The organism is Gottfriedia acidiceleris (assembly GCF_004138285.1).
GTDB classification, from domain to species: Bacteria; Bacillota; Bacilli; order Bacillales; family Bacillaceae_G; genus Gottfriedia; species Gottfriedia acidiceleris_A.
The window spans coordinates 410,646-431,956 of the sequence record NZ_SCFN01000005.1 but is presented as its reverse complement, the minus strand read 5'-3'; the positions used below and the strand labels follow the sequence as shown (position 1 = coordinate 431,956).

General features: G+C 32.9%; 26 protein-coding genes and 2 other annotated features (1 of these 28 only partly in view). Of the genes, 7 read left to right on the top strand and 19 right to left on the bottom strand.

Annotated elements, in window-relative coordinates; genetic code table 11:
* Window positions 1-2 precede the first annotated feature (2 nt).
* Window positions 3-710: a polysaccharide deacetylase family protein gene (locus EP747_RS10685; protein WP_129689858.1), complete on the top strand. Its 708-nt coding sequence runs from the start codon at window positions 3-5 to the stop codon at window positions 708-710.
* 30 nt (window positions 711-740) lie between these two features.
* Here the strand turns inward: EP747_RS10685 and EP747_RS10680 are convergent, their stop codons facing one another.
* Window positions 741-1,103, bottom strand: coding sequence for a VanZ family protein (locus tag EP747_RS10680; RefSeq protein WP_165346991.1), 363 nt, complete (start codon window positions 1,101-1,103; stop codon window positions 741-743).
* 462 nt (window positions 1,104-1,565) lie between these two features.
* Between EP747_RS10680 and EP747_RS10675 the strand changes: the two genes are divergently transcribed.
* The gene (locus tag EP747_RS10675) at window positions 1,566-2,222 is read left to right on the top strand and encodes a glycosyltransferase (RefSeq protein WP_129689856.1); all 657 of its coding nucleotides are present in this window, start codon (window positions 1,566-1,568) and stop codon (window positions 2,220-2,222) included.
* A 71-nt stretch (window positions 2,223-2,293) separates the two neighbouring features.
* On the opposite strand, the gene EP747_RS10670 is transcribed toward EP747_RS10675, so the two are convergent.
* The 3 genes from EP747_RS10670 to EP747_RS10660 all read right to left on the bottom strand — a co-directional run bounded on the left by EP747_RS10670 (window position 2,294) and on the right by EP747_RS10660 (window position 5,560).
* Window positions 2,294-3,082: an EcsC family protein gene (locus EP747_RS10670; RefSeq protein ID WP_129689855.1), complete on the bottom strand. Its 789-nt coding sequence runs from the start codon at window positions 3,080-3,082 to the stop codon at window positions 2,294-2,296.
* 271 nt (window positions 3,083-3,353) lie between these two features.
* On the bottom strand, window positions 3,354-4,238 hold the full coding sequence (sigJ, locus tag EP747_RS10665) for an RNA polymerase sigma factor SigJ (RefSeq protein WP_129689854.1): 885 nt from the start codon (window positions 4,236-4,238) through the stop codon (window positions 3,354-3,356).
* Between the two features lie 20 nt (window positions 4,239-4,258).
* The gene (locus EP747_RS10660) at window positions 4,259-5,560 is read right to left on the bottom strand and encodes an NAD(P)/FAD-dependent oxidoreductase (protein ID WP_129689853.1); all 1,302 of its coding nucleotides are present in this window, start codon (window positions 5,558-5,560) and stop codon (window positions 4,259-4,261) included.
* Between the two features lie 231 nt (window positions 5,561-5,791).
* Between EP747_RS10660 and EP747_RS10655 the strand changes: the two genes are divergently transcribed.
* From EP747_RS10655 to EP747_RS10645, 3 genes are read left to right on the top strand one after another with little or no spacing between them, the layout of a single operon-like run.
* Window positions 5,792-6,118 (top strand): PadR family transcriptional regulator, encoded by a 327-nt coding sequence (locus tag EP747_RS10655; RefSeq protein WP_129689852.1) that lies wholly within the window; start codon window positions 5,792-5,794, stop codon window positions 6,116-6,118.
* Window positions 6,118-6,522, top strand: a complete 405-nt coding sequence (locus EP747_RS10650; protein WP_129689851.1) for a permease prefix domain 1-containing protein — start codon at window positions 6,118-6,120, stop codon at window positions 6,520-6,522. The genes EP747_RS10655 and EP747_RS10650 overlap by 1 nt, the downstream gene beginning before the upstream one ends.
* A gap of 11 nt (window positions 6,523-6,533) precedes the next feature.
* Window positions 6,534-7,166 carry a hypothetical protein gene (locus tag EP747_RS10645; RefSeq protein ID WP_129689850.1) on the top strand — a complete coding sequence of 211 codons (633 nt, stop codon included), beginning with the start codon at window positions 6,534-6,536 and terminating at the stop codon, window positions 7,164-7,166.
* Between the two features lie 103 nt (window positions 7,167-7,269).
* On the opposite strand, the gene EP747_RS10640 is transcribed toward EP747_RS10645, so the two are convergent.
* Both EP747_RS10640 and EP747_RS10635 read right to left on the bottom strand, forming a co-directional pair.
* Window positions 7,270-7,911: an NAD(P)-dependent oxidoreductase gene (locus tag EP747_RS10640; protein ID WP_129689849.1), complete on the bottom strand. Its 642-nt coding sequence runs from the start codon at window positions 7,909-7,911 to the stop codon at window positions 7,270-7,272.
* Between the two features lie 144 nt (window positions 7,912-8,055).
* On the bottom strand, window positions 8,056-8,484 hold the full coding sequence (locus tag EP747_RS10635; protein ID WP_129689848.1) for an Rrf2 family transcriptional regulator: 429 nt from the start codon (window positions 8,482-8,484) through the stop codon (window positions 8,056-8,058).
* 271 nt (window positions 8,485-8,755) lie between these two features.
* On the opposite strand from EP747_RS10635, the gene EP747_RS10630 reads away from it, so the two are divergent.
* On the top strand, window positions 8,756-9,007 hold the full coding sequence (locus tag EP747_RS10630) for a hypothetical protein (RefSeq protein WP_129689847.1): 252 nt from the start codon (window positions 8,756-8,758) through the stop codon (window positions 9,005-9,007).
* Window positions 9,008-9,074: 67 nt separating this feature from the next.
* Here the strand turns inward: EP747_RS10630 and EP747_RS10625 are convergent, their stop codons facing one another.
* Genes EP747_RS10625 through EP747_RS10615 form a run of 3 tightly spaced genes read right to left on the bottom strand, consistent with a single transcriptional unit; the run spans window position 9,075 to window position 10,790 of the window.
* Entirely contained in the window at window positions 9,075-9,671 is a 597-nt protein-coding gene (locus tag EP747_RS10625; RefSeq protein WP_129689846.1) for a LysE family translocator, read from the bottom strand.
* Between the two features lie 23 nt (window positions 9,672-9,694).
* Complete coding sequence (locus EP747_RS10620) at window positions 9,695-10,309, bottom strand: LysE family translocator (protein WP_129689845.1); 615 nt, start codon at window positions 10,307-10,309, stop codon at window positions 9,695-9,697.
* 10 nt (window positions 10,310-10,319) lie between these two features.
* Window positions 10,320-10,790, bottom strand: a complete 471-nt coding sequence (locus tag EP747_RS10615) for an Lrp/AsnC family transcriptional regulator (protein ID WP_129689844.1) — start codon at window positions 10,788-10,790, stop codon at window positions 10,320-10,322.
* A 172-nt stretch (window positions 10,791-10,962) separates the two neighbouring features.
* Here EP747_RS10615 and EP747_RS10610 point away from each other — a divergent pair, with 172 nt between their 5' ends.
* Window positions 10,963-11,406 (top strand): YmaF family protein, encoded by a 444-nt coding sequence (locus EP747_RS10610; RefSeq protein ID WP_129689843.1) that lies wholly within the window; start codon window positions 10,963-10,965, stop codon window positions 11,404-11,406.
* Window positions 11,407-11,678: 272 nt separating this feature from the next.
* Here EP747_RS10610 and EP747_RS10605 read toward each other — a convergent pair whose 3' ends face one another.
* The 10 genes from EP747_RS10605 to EP747_RS10560 form a co-directional block, all read right to left on the bottom strand.
* Window positions 11,679-12,080, bottom strand: coding sequence for a VOC family protein (locus EP747_RS10605; protein WP_129689842.1), 402 nt, complete (start codon window positions 12,078-12,080; stop codon window positions 11,679-11,681).
* Window positions 12,081-12,097: 17 nt separating this feature from the next.
* Window positions 12,098-12,646 carry an NADPH-dependent FMN reductase gene (locus EP747_RS10600; RefSeq protein WP_129689841.1) on the bottom strand — a complete coding sequence of 183 codons (549 nt, stop codon included), beginning with the start codon at window positions 12,644-12,646 and terminating at the stop codon, window positions 12,098-12,100.
* Window positions 12,647-13,257: 611 nt separating this feature from the next.
* Window positions 13,258-14,211, bottom strand: coding sequence for a ketopantoate reductase family protein (locus EP747_RS10595; RefSeq protein WP_129689840.1), 954 nt, complete (start codon window positions 14,209-14,211; stop codon window positions 13,258-13,260).
* 49 nt (window positions 14,212-14,260) lie between these two features.
* On the bottom strand, window positions 14,261-14,908 hold the full coding sequence (locus tag EP747_RS10590; protein ID WP_129689839.1) for a response regulator: 648 nt from the start codon (window positions 14,906-14,908) through the stop codon (window positions 14,261-14,263).
* 13 nt (window positions 14,909-14,921) lie between these two features.
* Complete coding sequence (locus tag EP747_RS10585; protein WP_129689838.1) at window positions 14,922-16,040, bottom strand: GAF domain-containing sensor histidine kinase; 1,119 nt, start codon at window positions 16,038-16,040, stop codon at window positions 14,922-14,924.
* Between the two features lie 2 nt (window positions 16,041-16,042).
* Window positions 16,043-16,486 carry an SRPBCC family protein gene (locus EP747_RS10580; protein ID WP_129689837.1) on the bottom strand — a complete coding sequence of 148 codons (444 nt, stop codon included), beginning with the start codon at window positions 16,484-16,486 and terminating at the stop codon, window positions 16,043-16,045.
* Window positions 16,487-16,511: 25 nt separating this feature from the next.
* Entirely contained in the window at window positions 16,512-17,054 is a 543-nt protein-coding gene (locus EP747_RS10575; protein ID WP_129689836.1) for a GNAT family N-acetyltransferase, read from the bottom strand.
* Between the two features lie 42 nt (window positions 17,055-17,096).
* On the bottom strand, window positions 17,097-18,083 hold the full coding sequence (locus EP747_RS10570) for a GNAT family N-acetyltransferase (RefSeq protein WP_165346989.1): 987 nt from the start codon (window positions 18,081-18,083) through the stop codon (window positions 17,097-17,099).
* 232 nt (window positions 18,084-18,315) lie between these two features.
* Window positions 18,316-18,684 (bottom strand): VOC family protein, encoded by a 369-nt coding sequence (locus EP747_RS10565; protein WP_129689834.1) that lies wholly within the window; start codon window positions 18,682-18,684, stop codon window positions 18,316-18,318.
* A gap of 111 nt (window positions 18,685-18,795) precedes the next feature.
* Window positions 18,796-20,532 carry an aromatic amino acid hydroxylase gene (locus tag EP747_RS10560; protein ID WP_129689833.1) on the bottom strand — a complete coding sequence of 579 codons (1,737 nt, stop codon included), beginning with the start codon at window positions 20,530-20,532 and terminating at the stop codon, window positions 18,796-18,798.
* Between the two features lie 471 nt (window positions 20,533-21,003).
* Window positions 21,004-21,236, bottom strand: a binding site (T-box leader).
* Window positions 21,237-21,287: 51 nt separating this feature from the next.
* Window positions 21,288-21,311 (bottom strand) — a binding site (T-box leader) (it continues 205 nt past the right edge of the window).

The window sequence follows — 21,311 nt, the reverse complement described above, 5'->3', positions numbered from 1 at the left end:
AGATGAAAAAAAGACTACTGAAAATAAGTGCAAGTATTCTAATTTTGTTTCTTATCTTATTCGGATTGTATAAGCTAATGAACGCTAGATCTTTTCAGCTTTTTGGGGGATTAACAAATGAAGTACACACTAAACAAAAAGTAGTTGCTTTAACATTTGATGACGGACCAACTAAAAATGTTGATGACATTCTACCACTTTTAGATCAATACAATGCAAAGGCTACTTTTTTTCTAATCGGTAATGAAATTGAAAAGAATCCTGAAGAAGCTAAAAAAATTGTGGATGCGGGACAACAGGTTGGAAACCATACATATTCTCATGACAGAATGGTGCTAAAATCACCTTCATTTATCAAAAATGAAATAGAAAAGACAGACAAACTAATTCGAAAAGCTGGCTATAAAGGGGAAATTGACTTCCGTCCACCGAATGGAAAAAAATTATTTGGATTACCATATTACTTGCATAAGCATAATCGAGATACGATTACTTGGAATATAGAACCTGATACATTTTACACAAATCCTAAAGACAAATTAAATTATGTAAAGAAAAATATTAAACCAGGATCAATTATTTTAATTCACCCGATGTATGATAAAACTGGTGAAGAATTGAAAACAATTAAAGGGATATTAGATTTATTGTCTAAAGATGGATATAAATTTGTGACTGTGAATGAGCTTCAGAAGTTAAAAGACAAGTAGCATTATGCAACTTGTCTTTTTGTTTCTCGTTTAACATTTATCTTCAACTAGGTCTGATTTAATATAAGAATTAGTACTTAAACTATAGACTAAGACTCCTATTATCGTTCCAAGTGTATTTAATAATAAATCGTCAATATCACAAGATCTATAATTGTAACCTAAGAATAATCCAGTTATCCCTTGAGTTGATTCAATTACTAGACTCACAGAAAAACCAATTAAGATTGTTTTAAGTTTCCTGATTTTCGGGAAAAGAATCGGCCATGCTAATCCAAATGGAATAAATAATAAAATATTTCCACCAAGTTGTTTTAGAGCAATTGTAAATGAGCCATACTTTATTAAATCTACAACTCCCTTAAAAGGAACAAAATTATTTAAATAACCCAAGTTGTTCAATCATGACTTGTATTAAATTTTTTTGATAAGGAAATGGGAACAAAGTTATATCTACGAGGAATGTAAAGTAGATTCCAAAGATTATCCAGTAGGAATATTTTTGTAAGGTAATATAACTCTTTAGGAATCTATAACCAAAGAATAAAACGAAAAAAGCCATAATTAAAATACTAGGATATAAATAATTTAACAAAAATGCTCCCCTACCTTCCAAATCAACTTTTAAAACCCTCATCCACTTCCATTTTTAGCCATCTAATATTATTTAATATTATATTAAAATCATTATTTTATATATATGAAAATAAAATCATTTTTTATGTTCTTCGATTTTTTCACTAGAATAATTACTTCACAAAAATGAAGTGATTATAAAAACTGATGAATATTCCTTGAAAATAAATCCAACATAATACTGGTACATTTTGAAAAAATCTAAAAGGAGACATCTAATTGAAAAAACAATTACTTAAAATTACTACTCTTTTTTTATGTTTTGCACTAATTTTATCTCCAATAAAATCAAGTGCTGAGGAAATTGGTACACGGGTCCAAGGAAACTGTATAAGTAACTCCGCATGTAAATTCCAAGGTGATATGAGAAAGCTTTTGATGGATCACACAATTTGGACTAGTAAATATATCGTTAGCGCGGTTGCTGGATTACCAGATAAGGACAAAGTACTTGCTCGACTTTTAAGAAATCAACAGGATATTGGAAATGCAGTTAAACCTTATTATGGTGCTGCGGCAGGAGATCAACTAGCTAAATTATTAACTGACCATATAGTACTCGCTGGTAAAATCATTGATGCTGCCAAAGCAAATGATATGGCAACCTTAAAAACATTAAACGACCAATGGTTTAAAAATGCGGACGATATTGCTGCATTTTTAAGTAAAGCAAATCCAAATTGGACAAATCAAGCTTTAAAAGACTTACTATATACGCATTTAAAAATAGTTACAAATGAAGTTGTAACTAGAATAAAAATGGATTGGGATGGAAATGTAAAGGCATTTGATGATGGTCTTCACCACATCATCGTTCTAGCAGATGCACTGTCCTCAGGTATTATTAAGCAATTCCCAAATAAATTTAAAAATTAAACAAACGTTTGATTTATGAATTCAACAAAAAAGATGAATTTAGCTCTAATCTAAATTCATCTTTTTTCTGCTTATTTTAAATCATGCAATCTTTCCATGATCCGTCTTTTTTTATAAAGCATTCTTCCAACCTCGCCAACATCTTCAATTGCTTGTTTATTTACATATGCACCAAATATTAAACCTGCAATTGGAACCATTTGAAATAGCTTCTTCCATCCCATGTTGTCACGATATGTATAGAATACTTCTCTCCAACCTTCAATTTGAGAAAAAGCTTTTTTTCCTTCAATATTTGTTAACTCTTCTAATATCGCCTTTTTACCAACTATATCAGCAGATGTAAATTGTAAGCATTTAATAATGAATACTCTCTCCATTTGATCATTTGGATCATAACCATAAGAAATTGCTATTTCTTGAAGTGTCTTTAATGTAAGTCCTAATAATATTGGTATATCGATAGCAATCGTAAACATTCCACCAAAACCTGTGGTCGCTCCTTGGACCTTTGCAAATTGTTTACGACTAGCAATAAAATCATTCGAAACACGATCCATTTGCTCAAGACTAAGTTGATTGACCATTTCAATTTCGGTTAATTCTTGAATAGAAAGCTCCTTACTCATCCTAGATAGAGTTGCCGGAACACTAACTAAATATTGACCACCAGCATTCACATACTTAGATAGTTCATCTAAAATAACTCCAATCTTATCGTGAATGAACTTAGGTGTAATTTTATCCAAAATCATAAACGGAATTCTACCGATTTTCTCCCAAAAAAATACGCTTTTTTGATCTTTTTCCCATTTTTCAATTTCATTAAGCTGCGTTATTAGATACTCTTTCGTTTCCATAAACACTCCTATAATTTTTAATCTAAACATAGTGACTACTAAAACTATAAAGCTTTTTGTGAAAAAAACCAAAAATAAAAAGGGGCTATCTCATAACAGGTTAACTGACAAATTAGCCCTTTATGAGTTTTCATTTTTCATCTTCCTGCTGTTTTACTTACTCATCAACACTTTATGAGTTACTTAATTTCATTTTCTTGCTTAATAAAAAAACAAGGAATCCCATATAAAGTGGGACACCCTGTTCTAAAGTTTAAAATGTTCCTGGTACTCAATTTGAAAATTTTATTTTTTCAGGATTTCGAACCATATAAATACTTCGATAACGGTCTCCTTCTATTTCAAAACAAATTACGGTTGGCTCCTCGCCTTCACTTTTAACAATTAAACCAATTTGATTATTGATCAAAGCAATTTCGATTTCGGATGGAGAGTTAATTTTCTTCCTTACTCCAACAAGGAATGCAATAACATTTTTCTGTAGATTAATTGGGCGAAGAGCAGCTTTCGTTTTGCCACCGGCGTCAGTAATTAGTGTGATATCCTCAGTTAAAAGTGATATTAGCATATCTAAATTACCTGTTTCAGCAGCTTCAATAAATCGTTTTGCAATGGCTAGCTCTTGATTTAGATTGCGTTTTTCAACTACATCCTTACTTTGGACTTTACGTTGAAGTCTACTGAATATTTTACGGCAATTCAATTCGGTCTTATTTAAAATATTTGCGATTGTACGAAAGTCAAACTGAAAAGCTTCACGTAATACAAATACTGCTCTTTCGGTTGGATTTAACTGTTCAAGTAAAACTAAAAATGCATAGGTTATTGTTTCTTCTAAAATCACCTTTTCTGCCGGATCATCTTGTAAATCATCAGGTAAGTTTTGAATAATCGGTTCTGGAAGCCACGGTCCTATATAAACTTCGCGTTTATTTTTTGAGGACTTTAATAAATCCAAGCAACGATTTGTCATAATTTTACATAAGAATGCTTTTGTATTATTCGGCTCTTCTTTTGTGATGGATTGATTCATCTTTTGAACTGTAAGAAAAGTATCCTGTACCAAATCCTCCGAATCCTCAACCGATCCTAGCATACTATATCCTATTGAAAATAAAAGTGGTTTGTATTGAGAATATAGATGATCTACTTCCATGAAGTATCTTCTCCTCTATTTTAAATTAGTTGGAGTGCGAGCTTCTCATTTATAAGTTTAGTAGCATTTTTAGCACTCGTTAGTGATGCATTCAATAAAAGTTCTGTCTCCCCTACCCAGTCTCCTGCAACATAAATGCCTTCTAAGCCAACTTCACCATTTGTAAAATTATTGTCTAATTTATTAAATGGCTTTTTTATGTCGTTAGAAACAACAAGCTTAGGAAGATAGCGACGTGAAATGACATACTCTCTCCAACCTGGTTGAACTAAATCAAGTAAACTTTCTAGCTCTTCCTCATCTTTGGAGGAATCTGTTTCGTTGACCGAGTTTAAATATTTCATTACATGGACTACACTTTCGCCTTCTTTCGATAATTTAGCCACTGATGAATGATTAGAAAAATACCATGGTTGATCAACACCTAAAGCAAAATTGAGTTTTGGATTTGGTAAACCATTCATTACAAGGTCAAGGCATGCAGCTTTTACTGGAATCATTTGATTACATTTTTGTAAAAATGAATCTGAGATTGGCTCATCTATTAACTTAACTAAATCAATTGGATTAATTGTCGACAACAAGCAGCTGGTGTTGATCCTAGTATCATTTTTCAAGATAAGATTTATGTTTGGATAAGAGCCAGTAATTTTAGATACTACTGTACTATTTTGAATCGTAACACCAAGTTGATTCGCCTTTTTAATTAGATCAGTAACAATTGATTGCCATCCTTCGTTTATATACAATACTTTCGCACTACGAAGCTGACCAATTGCCACTCCGGCACTTATTATTTCAGAATTACTTGTAAACGTAGCTACGCGTATAAAGGATAAAATTAAATTCTTTACATTCAAACTTGTTATTTTTCTATTTAAATATTCTTCTAAACTAATATGATTGATTTCATCCAAATCCATTTTACGAATATGTCGGTAAAATCGAATAAATTCCATTTTTTCTTTCCATTTTAAATGATTACCCAAAAATAAATTAAACATCTCGATTATTTTCATTTGATTAGATTGATTTCCAAGAATAAATGCACCACCCAATTTTGGAAGCTTACCAGAAACATTTACACCTACTTCATTTAAAATTTCGATACAGTTTATATATAATGCGTGTGCTCCAAGATTTAAATGTGCATCTCCAATTGTATTAGAAATACCTCTCCCACCTAATTTAGATGCTTTATCCAATAGAAGTACTTTTTTACCTGCTTGAGCTAAGTAGATCGATGCAGTTAACCCAGCAATCCCACCACCTAATACAGTAACATCCCATTTTTGATGACCATCTATTTGATATAAATTCATAATATTATCTCTCCCTTTTATTTTTCTTCACTAATTAAGACGAATGAAATACAAAAAATGTGACATATAGTAGAGCAGGACTAGGAAAAATAATATTTTTAGGCTTCGGACGGGCTTTTTTCACTTCTCTCGAATAGTCATAAACAGATCCACATAAAATTACTTTGACAGATAGAGTAATTATTGTTAACATTACTCTATCAGATAGAATAATATTATAGAAGGTGAATTATGGTTAGAAGTGACATCATACGCGGGCATCTTGACTCAATCATATTAAAACTAATTTCTGAGAAAGACCGCTATGGATATGAGATTTCTCAAGAAATTGGATTACGGACAGACAATCGGTTTCAAATAAAAGAAGCAACATTATACGCTGTATTTCAGCGCTTAGAAAAAAAGGAATTAGTGGAATCTTATTTTGGCGATATTACACACGGTGGAAAAAGAAAATATTACAAAATTACTTCATTAGGTAAAGCATATTTAAGTGAATTAGTAAAAGAATGGCAAGAAGTAAAAGAAATTATTGATCTATTCATGGAGGAGATATAATGAAAAAAATTAGAAATCATATTGAAGAACTATTTAAAGATGTTCCTAAAACTGAACAATCAGAAATAGTTAAACAAGAGATCATTCAGAACTTAGAAGAAAAAGTCATGTTTTTAATGGAAAATGGTAAGGAAGAAGAAGATGCTATAAACAAAGCAATTGTAGAATTTGGGGATATTGAGGAATTAAAGAGCGAACTTGGTGTTAAAAAACCAGATAGCAAGAAGGCAAATTTTGCAAAACTAAATTTATCCTATTCAATTTGGGGCAGTGGCTTACTAATTGCTTTCTTCTTATTTATAAATTTTTACTATACTCCAAAGAATATATGGTTTGTGTACCCAACGTTTGGTCTATTATGGTGGCCTCTTTCAATGTATTTCTACTGGCAACGTAAAAAGTGAGGTGAAGAACAGTGAAAAATTATATCGGTTTTGCAACTGCAGGCTGTATTATGACGATGGTCTTTTTTATGCTCGTTAATTTTATTACATCTCCTAGCACGATTTGGTTCATTTACCCATGTTTTTTCATTTTATTTTGGCCAATTAGTTTATATTTCATTGGAAAAAGATCGATGAAGCAATTCTCATTCTTTAGTAGTATCGTACTCCTAGCTTTCTTGTTAACGGAGAACTTAATTCACTCACCTGATTATCTTTGGTTTTTCTATGCAGCTTTTCCTATTATTAGTTGGCCAATTCTCATGCATTTAGGTAAGAATGCTAGAACATTACCGATTGCTCTCCTTGGTAGTATCATTACGATCGCATATTATGGGTTTTTGAATTTTATCGCTTCTCCAGATTACCCTTGGGTCATTTATCCAGCATTTGCAATTATTTGGTGGCCATTATCCATTTATCATGCGAAAAGAAGATCGTTTGTAGCATTTTCGTTTACAGCTAGCATTCTAATTAGTATTTTCTTTATCATTGTCAATAACATTTCATCCCCAGATACAATTTGGGCTGTATATCCAATTTTTGCAGTTATTTGGTGGCCTCTAAGTATGTATTTTTATGGATATAAAAAGAAACACATATAGGTAATAATTTTATGTTTATGAGCTTGGTGGACTTCAAATTATGGGGTCCTTTTTATTTTTAAAAAAAAGAAAAGCGATTCTCACAAAGAATCGCTTTTTAAACTTATTCTGCTTCAGAAACCAAAGTAAATCGTTCATTCATATGTTGTGGATCTTCAATCTCGTCTAATAATGCAATTGCATAGTCAGCATAACTTACATAGCTATCCCCTTTTTTATTTACAATAAAATTGTCTTTTCCTTTTTGATAAGCACCAGTTCGTTTACCGTTCGGATCAAAAAATGCAGCCGGACTAATAAACGTCCATTTAATATCAGTTGCTTTTTGTAAGTCCTGAAGACCTTTTGCCATATTCGATGCAGTAGCAAAATATTCTTTTGGAAATTGTGGAGTGTCAACTAATTGGATCGTTTTTTCTTCATCAACATACAAGCTTCCTGCTCCACCAACTACGATTAATCTAGTATCGTTAACTCCTTTTAAAGCATTTATTAAAACATTCCCAGCTTCAATATAAAGATGCTCTTGACCCTCAGCTGCTTTAAATGCATTTACAACAACATCAAATTGCTTTAAGTCAGTTGAATTTAAATCTAATAAATCCTTTTCCAATACTGATACTTCTTTATTTGTTAATTTAGAAGCATTTCTTACGATTGCTGTTACCTCATGTCCTCTTTCTACTGCTTCTTTTAAAATAAGGTTTCCTGCTTTTCCTGTTGCTCCAATAATACCAATTTTCATCTTTTTTCTTCCTCCTAAAATTTTTTTAAGTTGTTTTGACCTCTCAGTCGTAACTACAATAGTTACAACTAGTTTAAAAAAATATAAATAATATACGGATGTAACAATAACAGTTACATCATTTGTAAAAAAAATTGAATGATATTATCCAATTTTTTTGCTTAATACTGAAACTAATTCTTCCATAGTAACTTCATCCAGTATTTTTTCCATTGCTTCTTGTGCACGATTTAAGATCAGTTCTAGCACTGCTTGAATATTTGCACCGACTGGACAATTCGGATTCGGTTTCTCATGAAATTGAAAAAGTTCTCCTTCTTCTACAACTTCAACCGCTTTATAAACATCTAAAAGAGTAATTTCATTTAAAGGCTTATGAAGTGTAGATCCACCGGTTCCTCGACGGACTTGAATTAAGCCAGCATTCTTAAGTTTTCCCATTACTCTTCTAATTACGACTGGATTTGTATTTACACTTTCTGCAATCCATTCAGAAGTACAAAGCGCACTATTCTCAATCGTGACTAAAGATAAAATATGAACAGCAACGGTAAAACGACTACTGATTTTCATAGGATTCAACCTCCGATGTAACTATTATAGTTACAACATTTATTAAATGTCAATAATATTTATTTTACACAATCTTATGATCGAATATATTTTTTTATTTAATAGCGCAAGTTAAACAGTAGAAAACCGATAACGGCTGCTATAAGAAGTAAACTCAAATCGGTTCCTTAGTGGTTAAAATTAACTTGAAAATGGAAAAAAATGGTTGAGCAACATTGATAGATAATTTATCTTTAAATTATAAGAAAGATTAATAAAAAGGGTGAAGAAAATGAATGGAAATGATATTGCTTATCTAATTTGCTTTACGATAATAGGTTTGTTTTTACTTGTCTTTGGAATCATGTATAAAAAAGAAGCTCATGCAGGTTTAAAAAATAGTGGCGTTGGAGGAAATGGTGTTAGTGGAATAGGTGCTATATTGTTCTTCTTGCCTCATTGGGTATATAAAGCAATATTTATTGCATTAGGCGCATTCCTAACGATCGGAATTTGGTATGTTATGTTTTTTTACAGTAAATAAAAGGCTATCCATTCAATTCAACAATCTATCCAAAAGGAAAGAAGCTATTAGTATATAGCTTCCTTCTTTACTTAATAAATGACATAAGTCCTAAAACAATAATCATTAAACCAGCCATTTTATTTACTAATCCTAAGTGAGTTGTAATTTTATTTCGAAACAAACTAACTACACTACTTAAAATAAACCACCAAGAAACCGCTCCTAAAAATACGCCTATAATTAATGAAGCTGCCGATCCTATAGATGTAGAACTTTGATTAAAACCTAGTCCTGCAAATATTGCTACAAAGTTTAAAATTGTTACAGGATTTGTGATCATTAGTAAAAATGTAGAGAGAAACATGCTAACCATGCTTTCACCCTCCAAATTTGAGGCAGTTTCAGCAGGTTTTTTTAGAAAGGTTTTTATTCCTAAATTAAATAAAAATATTGCACCTATGATTCGAAGAACAAATTTCTGATCAATTAAAAATGATGAAACGATGGAAAAACCAAATGCGGCAATACTAGCGTAAAATAAGTTAGCCGAAGATGCGCCTAATCCTGTCATAAATCCAGCTGTTTTTCCTCTAGATAAAATTCTTTGTATGCACAATAAACCAACTGGGCCTACAGGTGCTGAAACTGATAAACCTAAAATAAAACTTTTTATTAATAACATCTTAATGCCCTCTTACGCTTACTTTACATTAATCCATATAAAGCTATGCCACCAAAAATAATAATAATAATACCTGATAAACGGTTAATTAATGTTAAAGACCGATCATTGATTCGAGTTCTAAATAGTCCCACACCACTGCTTAATATTACCCACCATAAACTTGATCCACAAAAAACACCTAATACTAAAATGACAGAAGAAACAATATTGCTATCTGAATTCGAGATTCCTAATCCCGCAAAAATGGCGATAAATGATAGAATCGTCATTGGGTTTGTTAGCGTTAAAAATAATACTGATAAAAACGCATTAATCATATTTTTCTTCTGCGTATCAGATTGAGTGAAGCTGGCTTTTGAAATAAGTGTTTTTACACCTAAATAACAGAGGAAGAAACCACCGATTAACTGAATCCAAAAATGCTGACCAATTAAAAAATTCATAATGACAGTTAATCCAAAGCCTGCAACTAAACCATAAATACCATCAGCAGTAGCAGCCCCAAGACCAGAAACTAGACCAACCATTCTTCCATACGCTAGAGTTCTACGGATACACAGTACTCCAATTGGGCCAACAGGTGCAGCAATTGATAGGCCAATTATTAATCCTTTAATATATAATTCAAGATTCATATTGCCCTCCCTACTCTATAGAAAATTTATGTTTTTGTAATGGCAGTCGAAAGGTTTCTTTCGTTGTATCCATTACAATTGTTGTTTTTGTTCTTATTACGCCCTTTAACCCTTTTATTTCATGACTAATTACTCGATCCAAGTCTTTTGTATTTCTACTTCTTATTTTTAGTAAATAATCATCTTCACCCGCAATATGGTGACATTCCTGCACTTCCTCTAATTGATTAACAAGTTCTAAAAAAGGAGCTCTATTTTCAGGTCGCTCAAGTGAGACAGCTACAAACGCAGTTAATTCACTTCCAACTTTTTCTGAATCAACTAGCACACCAAATCCTTTAATCACACCTTGTTCAACTAATCGGTTAACACGTTCAGCAGTGGCCGGAGCTGATAAACCAACCTCACTAGCTAAATCCGCCCACTTTATTCTAGAATTATCCATTAATCGATTAATAATTTTCAAATCGAAAGAATCCATCTATATCCACCTTCTTTTTGTAATCATTTATACCATTTTACTTATTTTATGAAAGTAAATCAATATACAAATAAAAATCATTCCAATTATTAGATTTTAATAAACATATTTATTTACTGGTCCTAATAAGATGAAAAAGGAAGACAATCTTTATTGAAAGGGGCGTCATTTTATGAAAAGAGACCCGTTTGAATATCGAAAAAGATTAAGAGAAAGAGAAAAAGAAAGAGAAAGAGAAAGAGAGTCTAATGAAGAAGTAGAAAAAGTATCAAACGAAGAGGCAGAAGAAAAACAGAAAGAAGAAAGACCTCAAACACATGTACATGAATTTGTAGCTAGTACTAAATTAGCAGAAGAAGATGACGATCGACATAATCATCGTTTTGCTGGAGTGACAAGTGAAGTCATTCCTAAAGGAAGACACAGTCATATACACCGAATTGTAGTAAATACAGATTTTCTAGATCATCATCACGAAGTTATTATTGAAACTGGCCCCCCAATACCTGTAGGAAATGGTAAGCATGTTCACTTTGTCAAAGGAATGACAACGATCAATGATGATCATGAACACGATCTTGAATTCGCAACATTAATAGATAGACCATTAGTATAAAGCGATTTTAAATTGCCTTTTATGTATATTTTGTTAAATATAATATACATAAATTTTATTTCTCCATAAATTAAGGACCTTCAAAAGAGGGTCCTTTTATCAAATATCAGCAAAAATACCACTTTATCAACGAAGATCAGAACTTTATTAATAAAATTCATTTATTGTTCGCATTTTTAATATAGAACACGTTATATAATCAATACGTTGAGAGGACCTTGCATAGAAGGTCCTCTCAACGTGTCCTTTTTATTTACATTTAAACTGAAATCCTAAGTATTCCTCAATCCTTCAGTATTCATTAACACAATTCTCCATCCATCCGGGTCTTCAAATGTAAAACTTTTTCCGAGCCAATAAGGATTCTCAGGTTCCACGTCAATATAACCCAAATTATTTAATCGGTTTTTGACAAGATCTATTTCAGCTTTATTGGGTATATAAAATACTAATAGATTATCCTTTGTTGGGGCAGGACATGGGCTTCCATCAATATGTTGAGTAAATTCTAAATGGTATTCAACCTCAGGTAATCCAAACATGATTCCATCGTACCCATCATGATTTTGAAAACCGCCCACACGTTTTAAGCCTAGCCCCTCTCCATAGAACTTACTTAATTCTGCTAATTTGTTTGTAGGTCTTGCAATTCTAAACTGAACCCAGTTTTTCATTGTTATCACCTTATCCTTTAGTAATTTGATGCCGCCCATTCTTCATTTAGCTTTTTTGATATTTGTGTATAGAGCTTCAATTCTTGAAATAAGCTATCTACTGAATAAGATGTATTTTCTTCTAACGCAGTACCTTCTGATATAAAGTCTGATGGATCAATCACAACTTGTTTCGATAAAACATTTGCATATAATGCTCTTAAAACAATTCTCATATTGTTAAGTGCATTAATTCCACCCTTTCCTCCACCGGATACTGCCAATATCGCAACTGGCTTATCTTTAAAATGCTTACTACCTAAAAAGTCAAAAGCGTTTTTTAATGCTCCGCTCATTCCACCATGATATTCCGGTGTTGCAATGATCATTGCATCAGCATTTTCTAGCTGTGATCTTAGTTTTTGGATATTAGCTATTTCATTTTGCTCCTCTTGACCATTATAAATTGGTAATACCAATTCACTTAAATCAATTGTTTTTACATTGTATTTTTTCGAGATGATTGTAGTTAATTTACCTGTACGACCTTCTTTTCTTGGACTACCATTAATCATTATAATATTCATATTTTCCACTCCTTTAATTCGTACCTTTAGTATAGTCAATTCATAAAGTCCAAACTTCAGTCGTTTGATAGAACTTTTCTACACGTTTAGGAGTATATAAAAATGGAAAAAATCTACAACTAAAGTTGTAGATTTCATGTTGTTGCAAAAAGAATTTGTCAATTTGATTGATCATTGATAAGTAAGTTGTGTCATATGATTTCCACTACAGGGTGCTCGCTTTCCATGGGGCGAGATTCTTGAGCCTCCTCGGCGCCGCCTGTGGGGTCTTTAGCCTTCCCGCTTCTCCCATAGGAGTCGAGCACCCTTTCGTTCCAATCAAGTTCTTTATAAAAAAATAATAATCTTAAAAACAGTAGAATAGTCAATTGAACGAATGAATTATCACTTTATTAATCAAATTGTAACGAATGATAACGACTTACACATCTTTACAAATATTGATCGTCAAAAAAGAGAATATTTTAATTTTTGCACGTTAGTTAAAACATTATATTTCCCAAAATCAATTGTTTATCAATAAGATGAAAGATAAAACAATAATAAATAGACTATTTTTACATAGAAATTCATTTAATGTTTGTATTTTTCAATATTGACTACCATATATCTCAAACTGATAGACGTTCTGTTTCTCGATTACTATGATCTTGATTCATTTTTTGATAAACTTTAATATTTTGATAAACTAATTCAAGTAATTTAGCAGTTATTCCCTTTCTCTTTGCAAGTTCTAGTAAATACCCTTGCAAATGGTCCCCCTCTACTAAAGACCTTTTTTCCATATCCCTTTGCAATGAGGACTTCATATCATATCCAAGTGCATCGATTGATTTCATATGCTCATCCACAATATTTTCAGAAATCGGTGCACCATGAGATCTCATAATATTAGCGCATTCTTGAAATAATTCGCGGATAGTAGCTCTTCCACCATCACTTTCTCTAATTGGACCAATTGGGGCACGCATTAGAGATGTAACGCCAGACATTACAGTAATAAATAAATATTTATGCCACATATCACGTTCAATCTGTTTACTATGGACAAAGTCAGCTTTTGAACCACTAAATGCATCAGCAATTCTTTTAATACGTTCAGTTTCTTTGCTTATGAATTCACCAAATACAAGTCTAGCTGCTTTACTTGTTTGAGCAACTTCCCCAGCTTCATTCAAAGTTGTTTCAATAAAACATAAACCGCCTATAACATTTTCTTCACCAAAAGCCCGCTTTAACGGATTTAGATGAGCAATACCATTCAAAAGAGGTAAAATAACAGTTTGATCACCTACGAACGGTTTTACATCCAAAATAGCGTTACTTAAATGATATGACTTAGTCGAGAAAAGTACGATGTCAAAAACCTCAGCAGGACTCGTTGCAGTAATTAGATTCGGTTGAAATGAAAAATCACCATTAACACTTCGAATGACTAAACCATTTTCCTCTAGCTGTTTTTTTCGATTAGCTCGTACTAGAAAGGTAACATCTTCTCCCTTTTCTACTAAGCGTCCTCCAAAGTATCCGCCAACTCCTCCAGCACCTAATACAAGAATTCGCATAACACTCTTCCTTTCTATTAAAAATTAAAAATCTGTAACTTGCTAACGTCTATTTCAGAATCCCATTTCGTACTGCGTAAAGTGCCAGTTGAGTTCGATCTTGAAGCTGAGTCTTGGCTAAAATATTCGAAACATGGGTTTTTACAGTTTTTTCTGTAATAAATAAAGACGCTGCTATTTCTTTATTACTCTTTCCCCTCGTAATTTCCTTCAGTACATCCATTTCTCGCTTAGTTAATTTGTCTTGAAATGACTCATCATTCTTCGTTTCTACCTTCCTAGTTAAGGCAGAAACGAGTTGAGTCGTTACCTTTGAATGAAACTGTTTTTCCCCATCGTGTATCTTTCGGATTGCGGAAACGAGCTCATCTGGGTCACTATCTTTTAAATAATATCCGGCTGCACCCGCTTCAATAGCAGGTAAAATATGGTCTTGATCATAAAAACTAGTTAAAATCATTACTTTAACTGCTAAGCCCTCTATTTTTATTCTTTTGGTTGCTTCAATTCCATCTAGAACTGGCATCGCTAAATCCATGATGACAATATCAGGTCTTAACTCTTTTACTAAGCTTAATGCCTCTTCTCCGTTCGATGCTTCTCCAATAACCTCGATATCATCTTGCGTATTTAAGAAGAAAATAAGTCCTCTCCTAACTACATGATGATCATCAGCAATTAATATTTTAATAGACATAAAACTCTCCTTCTTAAAAAGGGATATTCGTCGTAATTTTTGTTCCTTTATTCAAATCACTTTCAACTAAAATCGACCCTTTTATCGATTCGACTCTTTCCTTCATGCTTTTCAAACCTAATGTTGGAATTTGTACATCCTTTGGGCATATAAAACCAACACCCTGATCTCGAATCGTCATTTTTGCTTTCTTTGTACTGATTGATAACTGTAAATATACGGTATTTTGTCCTGAATGTTTTCTACAATTATTAAACGCTTCCTGACCTACACGCCATAAAGTTTCTTCTATTTTAGAAGGTAATATCGTTGTTCCTTTTACATTACTAATTACTTTTAATCCTAGCATTTCACCATAGTTAATTAATGCACTAACTATTCCTTTTTCAATACCTTGTGGTCTAAGCTGCCATATTAAGGCTTTCATTTCTGCTTGTGCTTCTTGGGCAATTTGTTGAATATGATTAAATGTATCCTTTAACTTCGGACTGTCGGATACATTTGCACCTGCTTTAGCAGTTACATTAATCGAAAACAATAATTGACAAACTAAATCGTGTAGATCCTTTGCAAGGCGATTTCTTTCTTGAATCAGCTCAAACTCTTTTACCTTTTCAGTTAATTGAATTCGTTTAATTGCTGTTCCAATTTGCAGCGCAACTGCACCTAGTAAATTTAATTCTTCCTGATCAAATATTAATTTATTAGAAGCAGCAACATTTAATAAACCAAAAGATTCATCACCTGCTTGTAGTGGTACAGTCGCATGATGGGTGACACCATTTGTTTCTCCCCAATTATGAATAATTGAGTCTTCTAATCTTTTACATTCCATAATGTTTGATGCCTTATTAAGTCTGCCTGTATTATATTTATTTACACACCAACAATCTCCATTGCACATTGGCTTAGCTTCTTCGTTCATAAGAGCTGGAGGTAATTCATGTGAAGCGACTAATTCGAAATCTCCATTTTTATCAATTAAAAAAATCCATCCTGTATCTAGACCCGTAACTTGAACTAATTTGGCTAAGGCACAATTGAGGGTACTGTATAGATCAGTACCCTCGTTTAATATTTCCGCAATTTCTTTTAATACTTGTAGCTCTAAAAGAAATGATTCTTTTTTCATGCTTATGCTAATTCCTTCATTCGATGATCAAGTTGTTCCAGCACCATCGGCCACGCTTGCTCGTGTTGGTCTCTTGATAATTCATCTGGGAATCCTGCATGTCTCAATTTAATAACTGCTGCTCCACTTTCATTTGTTGAAAATTCTACAGTGACTACAGTCTCTGTTTTTGATCCTGAGGTGAACCAAGTAATCTCAACAAGTTGATTGTGCTCAAGCTTTAAAAAGCGACCATAATGAGGGTGACGTTTATCTTCAAAATGCGTTTCAAAGAAAAATACAGAATTAACCTCTGCCTTCATAATCACCGAACCTGGTGCAGCAAACCAATCACCAAATCTTTTTGTCCAAGCTTCATACAACACATCTATAGAATTTTCCATTACTCGTTCCACAGTGAGACTATGTGGTCTACTCGATAAATCCGGATAACTAATAATATTCATATTAATCCCTCCAAAAGTTATATAATTATTCATTTTCATTAATAATAGCTAGCATTTGGTGATCTTCCCATTTCCCATTTATACGTACATTTTTCTTGGCAATTCCCTCTTTATGGAAACCCGCCTTTTCTAATACTCTTATTGAACCAATGTTATGCGGCATTACACCTGCTTCAATTCGATGTAATTTTAATTCATTAAAGGCATATTCTACAACTAACTTTGCAGCTTCAGTTGTATATCCTTTACCATTTTGTTGTTCATCTAAAGAATAACCAACAAAACAACTTTGTAAATCTCCTCTTAAAACCTCTGCTAGCATCGTAAAACCTATAAAAGCATTTGTTTCCTTTAAAAAGATACCAAAGCCATAATACAGATCATTGTCGCTTTTCTCTTTATATGACTTAATGCGATCCTGCTGAGCTTCCAAAGTATAGAAACTCTCGTCTTTTATATATGTAAAAGGTTTAAAAAACTCTCTATTTCGAACTTCGTATGATAAAAAATCCTCTGCATCTGCAACTTCTAAATGTCTTAAATATATATTATTACCAACTAATTTCATCTGTTTCCTACACTCCCTAATTTTCCTGCTTTTCCTAACCCATTAAACGCCTGTTGCCCATATTATTCTTGGATCAATCTTACGGACTAGTCTGTAAGCTATCGGTTTAAAACCATTTTTTGGCCAGAATCTCGAGGATTCTAAATTCGTTATTCTCCAATCTGTTTCGCAAAGTTTATAGCCTTCTTTGTCAGCAAAAGTAAGTCCATGCTGTAATAAGGCCGTACTAACACCCATTCCGCGAGAAGATTCGACCGTTGCCCCTACTACTAAACTAATGCAAGATTCAGGTGTTAATAAATTCTCATCAGATGCTTCCGCTGATTCAAATACTTGAAAGCCTACAATCTCGTTTTGATAGAGCGCTAACCATAACGTTGCAGCTTCATCATCGATGATTTCTGCGTAGCCTTCTTGATAGTCTTCTCTTTCTTCAATGAAGCCTGGTGCAAATACTGGTGACTTCGCTTGGTGTTCCATGATCACAGTTGCTAATTCACGTATTCTTTTTCCATCTTCACTAGTAGCCTCACGAATCTGTATATCTTCAAATACTTTATCCGACGAAACTGACAAATCACGTATTCCATGAACCTGCTCATAGGCAAATCCTAAATGAAGCCAAGCATCTAAAGTAGACTTATTTCCACTTGGTACCATTACGTAATGATTAAACGAACCAAGCTCTACCATTTTCTTGGCAAACTCTGCATATAATTCACGATATAATTCAACTTCTTCACTTTCTGCTATAGCCATTCCTGCATATTTAATCCAAGTATGCCGTTCTCGATTTTTATCTGTTTGAATTGCTCCAATCATATAGCCAACTAACTCGGAATCATTCACCGCTGCAATACCAAAACTATCCTTTTCATTAAAAAGCGCCTCAATAGCTTTCTTAGCATACGTAGCCTCTTCAAATTTAGATGGTAATTCAGGGTTTATACTTCGGTCATACATATGACGGTTTGCCAAAAGACTAGCCGCTTCATCTAAGTGTATATTTTCGAACGCGATAAATTTCATAACAAACCTCCCTACCATTAAACAAAAATTACTTATTAATTCACTCATTATTAGTTTCAATAAAAAGAGCATTACTTCCTGCTTACAGAGGATATTGCAATGGTTCTAGTAATACTTGCAACACTCCAAATATATAGGACTAAATAAATCATAACAATTTTCTTAAAATTAACAATTTAATATAATTAAAAATAAAAACCACTGTCAATTTACAGTGGTTAACAATTATTTCTTAATGAAATTCTAAAAATTCGACTCTATTCCCAAACGGATCATTTACAAAAAAACGAGTACGACCTTCTATTGGTGGTTCCTCTTTGATTTCAAAATTGAGTTGAAGAAGTTGCTCTCTTAATGCCTCAATATTTGTAACAACTAAGCCAGGATGAGCTTTTTTAGGTGCTATAAAATCTTCTTGAATACTAATATGAATTTCTTGATTACCACAAATAAACCAACATCCACCGTTGCCTTTTAAATTTTCCGGCTTTGGCAATTCCTTCATACCTAAAATTTCATTATAAAATTTTCTTGCTTCGTCCTCTCCACCCTTTGGACAAACTAATTGAATATGATCAATTCCTTTTACTTCAAACGTCATTGATAACACCACTCTCATTATGAAAAGTTTATATCTTTAGATTACCAGAACTAATAAATAAGAAAAGCATTACTTCTATAGAAGTAACGCTTTTCCCGATATTCTTACATATTATACTAGCTTTAAGCCATTTGTAATAAGATTCTTTAAAGAATCCTCTTTTCTTAATGCTTCCAATTCAGCTTTTAGTGGCTCAATAATTTGCCCTAATTTCGCATTAACTGTTGCAATTTCAAGTAATTCTAATCGTAATAACCAATCACTTTGGTGTTCACGATTAAGCTCGTTATGCACAGCAATTAGTTTAGAAATACAATCATCACAGAATGTATTCTTTTCTCTAATTACTCTAACTTCTTTATATAATTTTTCTAATTCTGTTAATGGGGCAGGTGTTTCCATTACGAACTCTACTTCTTTAATTGAATCACTAAAGTAAGAGGTTGGGTCAGCTGCACCAGGGTATGCTGATTCAACTCGAGAACCAACTGCCATATCAAAAGTTCCCCACTCTTTTTTGAATAATTCTTTTCCTTCGTAAGTAACAGTGCAGTCTTCAAATGAGATTAATGCAACTTTGTCTTCATTTTTAATAATATTCACAATTCTACCGGAAGCGCTTACATTGCTTAAGAATTCTAAATCAACAAAGTTCCCTACAACAATACCTAAATTTTCAAGTGCTGCATCGTCACATTCTTCTAATTCAATATTTCCTTTTAGAAGTCCAATTGGTGTACCAAATCCTTTAGCATGGTAGTCTTTTCCGTGACCTTCTAATTGCTTATTGTTTATTGAAAGTGCTGTTTCGCCAGTTGTATTAACGTAAATTGCTTCACCGTTTTCGTCTTTTATGATTGCATGAACAATACCAGTTACACTTAATCCAGAATTTAATTCAAATGTAGCAACGCTTTTCGATTTAAGAGCTTTATCTAAGCTTTCTGTGCCACCTACACGGAATGCCATAGTGCTTGCTAATTCTTCAGCCCCTTGCATTAACTCATCGAAATCTTTGCATATGAATAATTGTGCTTGCATTTCAGTTATATTTTTCGGTTGTAATGTTGAAGCTTCAATAGAAAATGGTAGTCTTTCAACTGCATCTGTAAAGCAATGTGTGCTTTCACCTACTGATGATAATAAACCAGCGCCGTAAATTTTTGGATTATCTACTTCACCAATTAGACCATATTCAACTGTTCTCCAGAATACGCGTGAAATTTTTTCAGCTTCTGAAATTCCAACTATTGCTTTTTGTCTTTCTTCAACTAATTTTTGTGCAGCAGCTTTTTCTTCTGGAGTCGATTTTGGATCTTCCATTACAATCGTTAAATTCCTAACTGCTTCAAATAATTCTTGTTTTTCTTTTGTAGCAAATGCCTTTGCACCAATTGAGCCAATTTTTTGTACGTATTCTCTAAATACAGGATCAAAAAGAATAGGCGCGTGTCCTGCAGCTTCATGAATAATATCTGGAGCAGGTGTATATTCGATATTCGTTATTTGTCTAATTTCAGTTGCGATTGGTAAAATACCATTTGCTAATAGTTCAAAAAATGCAGCGCCTGGAATTAATCCATTAACGATTCCTGCGCCCCAACCAATTTTTGAAAGGCACTCGTTCATTTCAGCTACATTTGGAATTTTTTCCGTTTCAATTCCTGACATCTTTAGTCCATCGACAAATGCAGAATGTGCTCTATCTTTTAAAGCATGATGATTTTGTCTCATTACATAGCGCCATACAGCATGATCAATTGGCGTGTAAAGATCATAATTTTGCTCCGATAAGTATTGCTTCAAATGTGGTGGTATTATTTTTGTTTCAAAAGCTGCTTCTTTCATGTCATCAATTCCCCTTTATAAAAATTATTTCACTTAAAAATCTATTACTCTACTTTCTTAAAAATACCCGTTCTATCTATATCTTGCTAAAAGCTTTTTTGAGCATTTTTAAGCAAGTTTCCATCATTTAACCATTTCTACTTTTTCCAAATTACTCCTTCTTTCTACAAAATCTTTTTTTATTCGGTATTTATAGTCGTAATCAACCAAACACATCACTCCTTTCAAACCAGAAATGTGGAAGGCGTTTGCTCAGCCCCGACAAGCATAGGACAAAGGCCGATAAAGGTTGGTTTTTACCTTTATTGGACTTTGGCTTATGACCTCGAGGGGCTAACGCCTGGAACTAGACACCACGAAATATGGAAGGCGTTCGATGGTATCATTCTTTTCTCACACTTGTAGCTTATTCCGTTACATCTATACATGCATCCAAGATTTTGAACATAAAAAAATCCCTACTGTTTGCACAGTAGGGACGAAATAGTCTATTCGCGGTACCACCCTAGTTATTAGCTGTTTTACTAAAACTTACTAATATCTTCATTTCATAACGGCTCTTCGCCGTCTTCCCCTCACAATTCGTTTCGAAGAAGATGCTCGTGGATTGTAATTCATGTCGTTTTATGTACTGATTTGCACCAACCATCAGCTCTCTGCTACAGGGAAAACTTCACTACTTTAGTTCCATTCATTGCTTATTATTATTTAATTAAATTATTTTCTTAAAATAAAAAAGTCCCTACTGTTTGCACAGTAGGGACGAAATAGTCTATTCG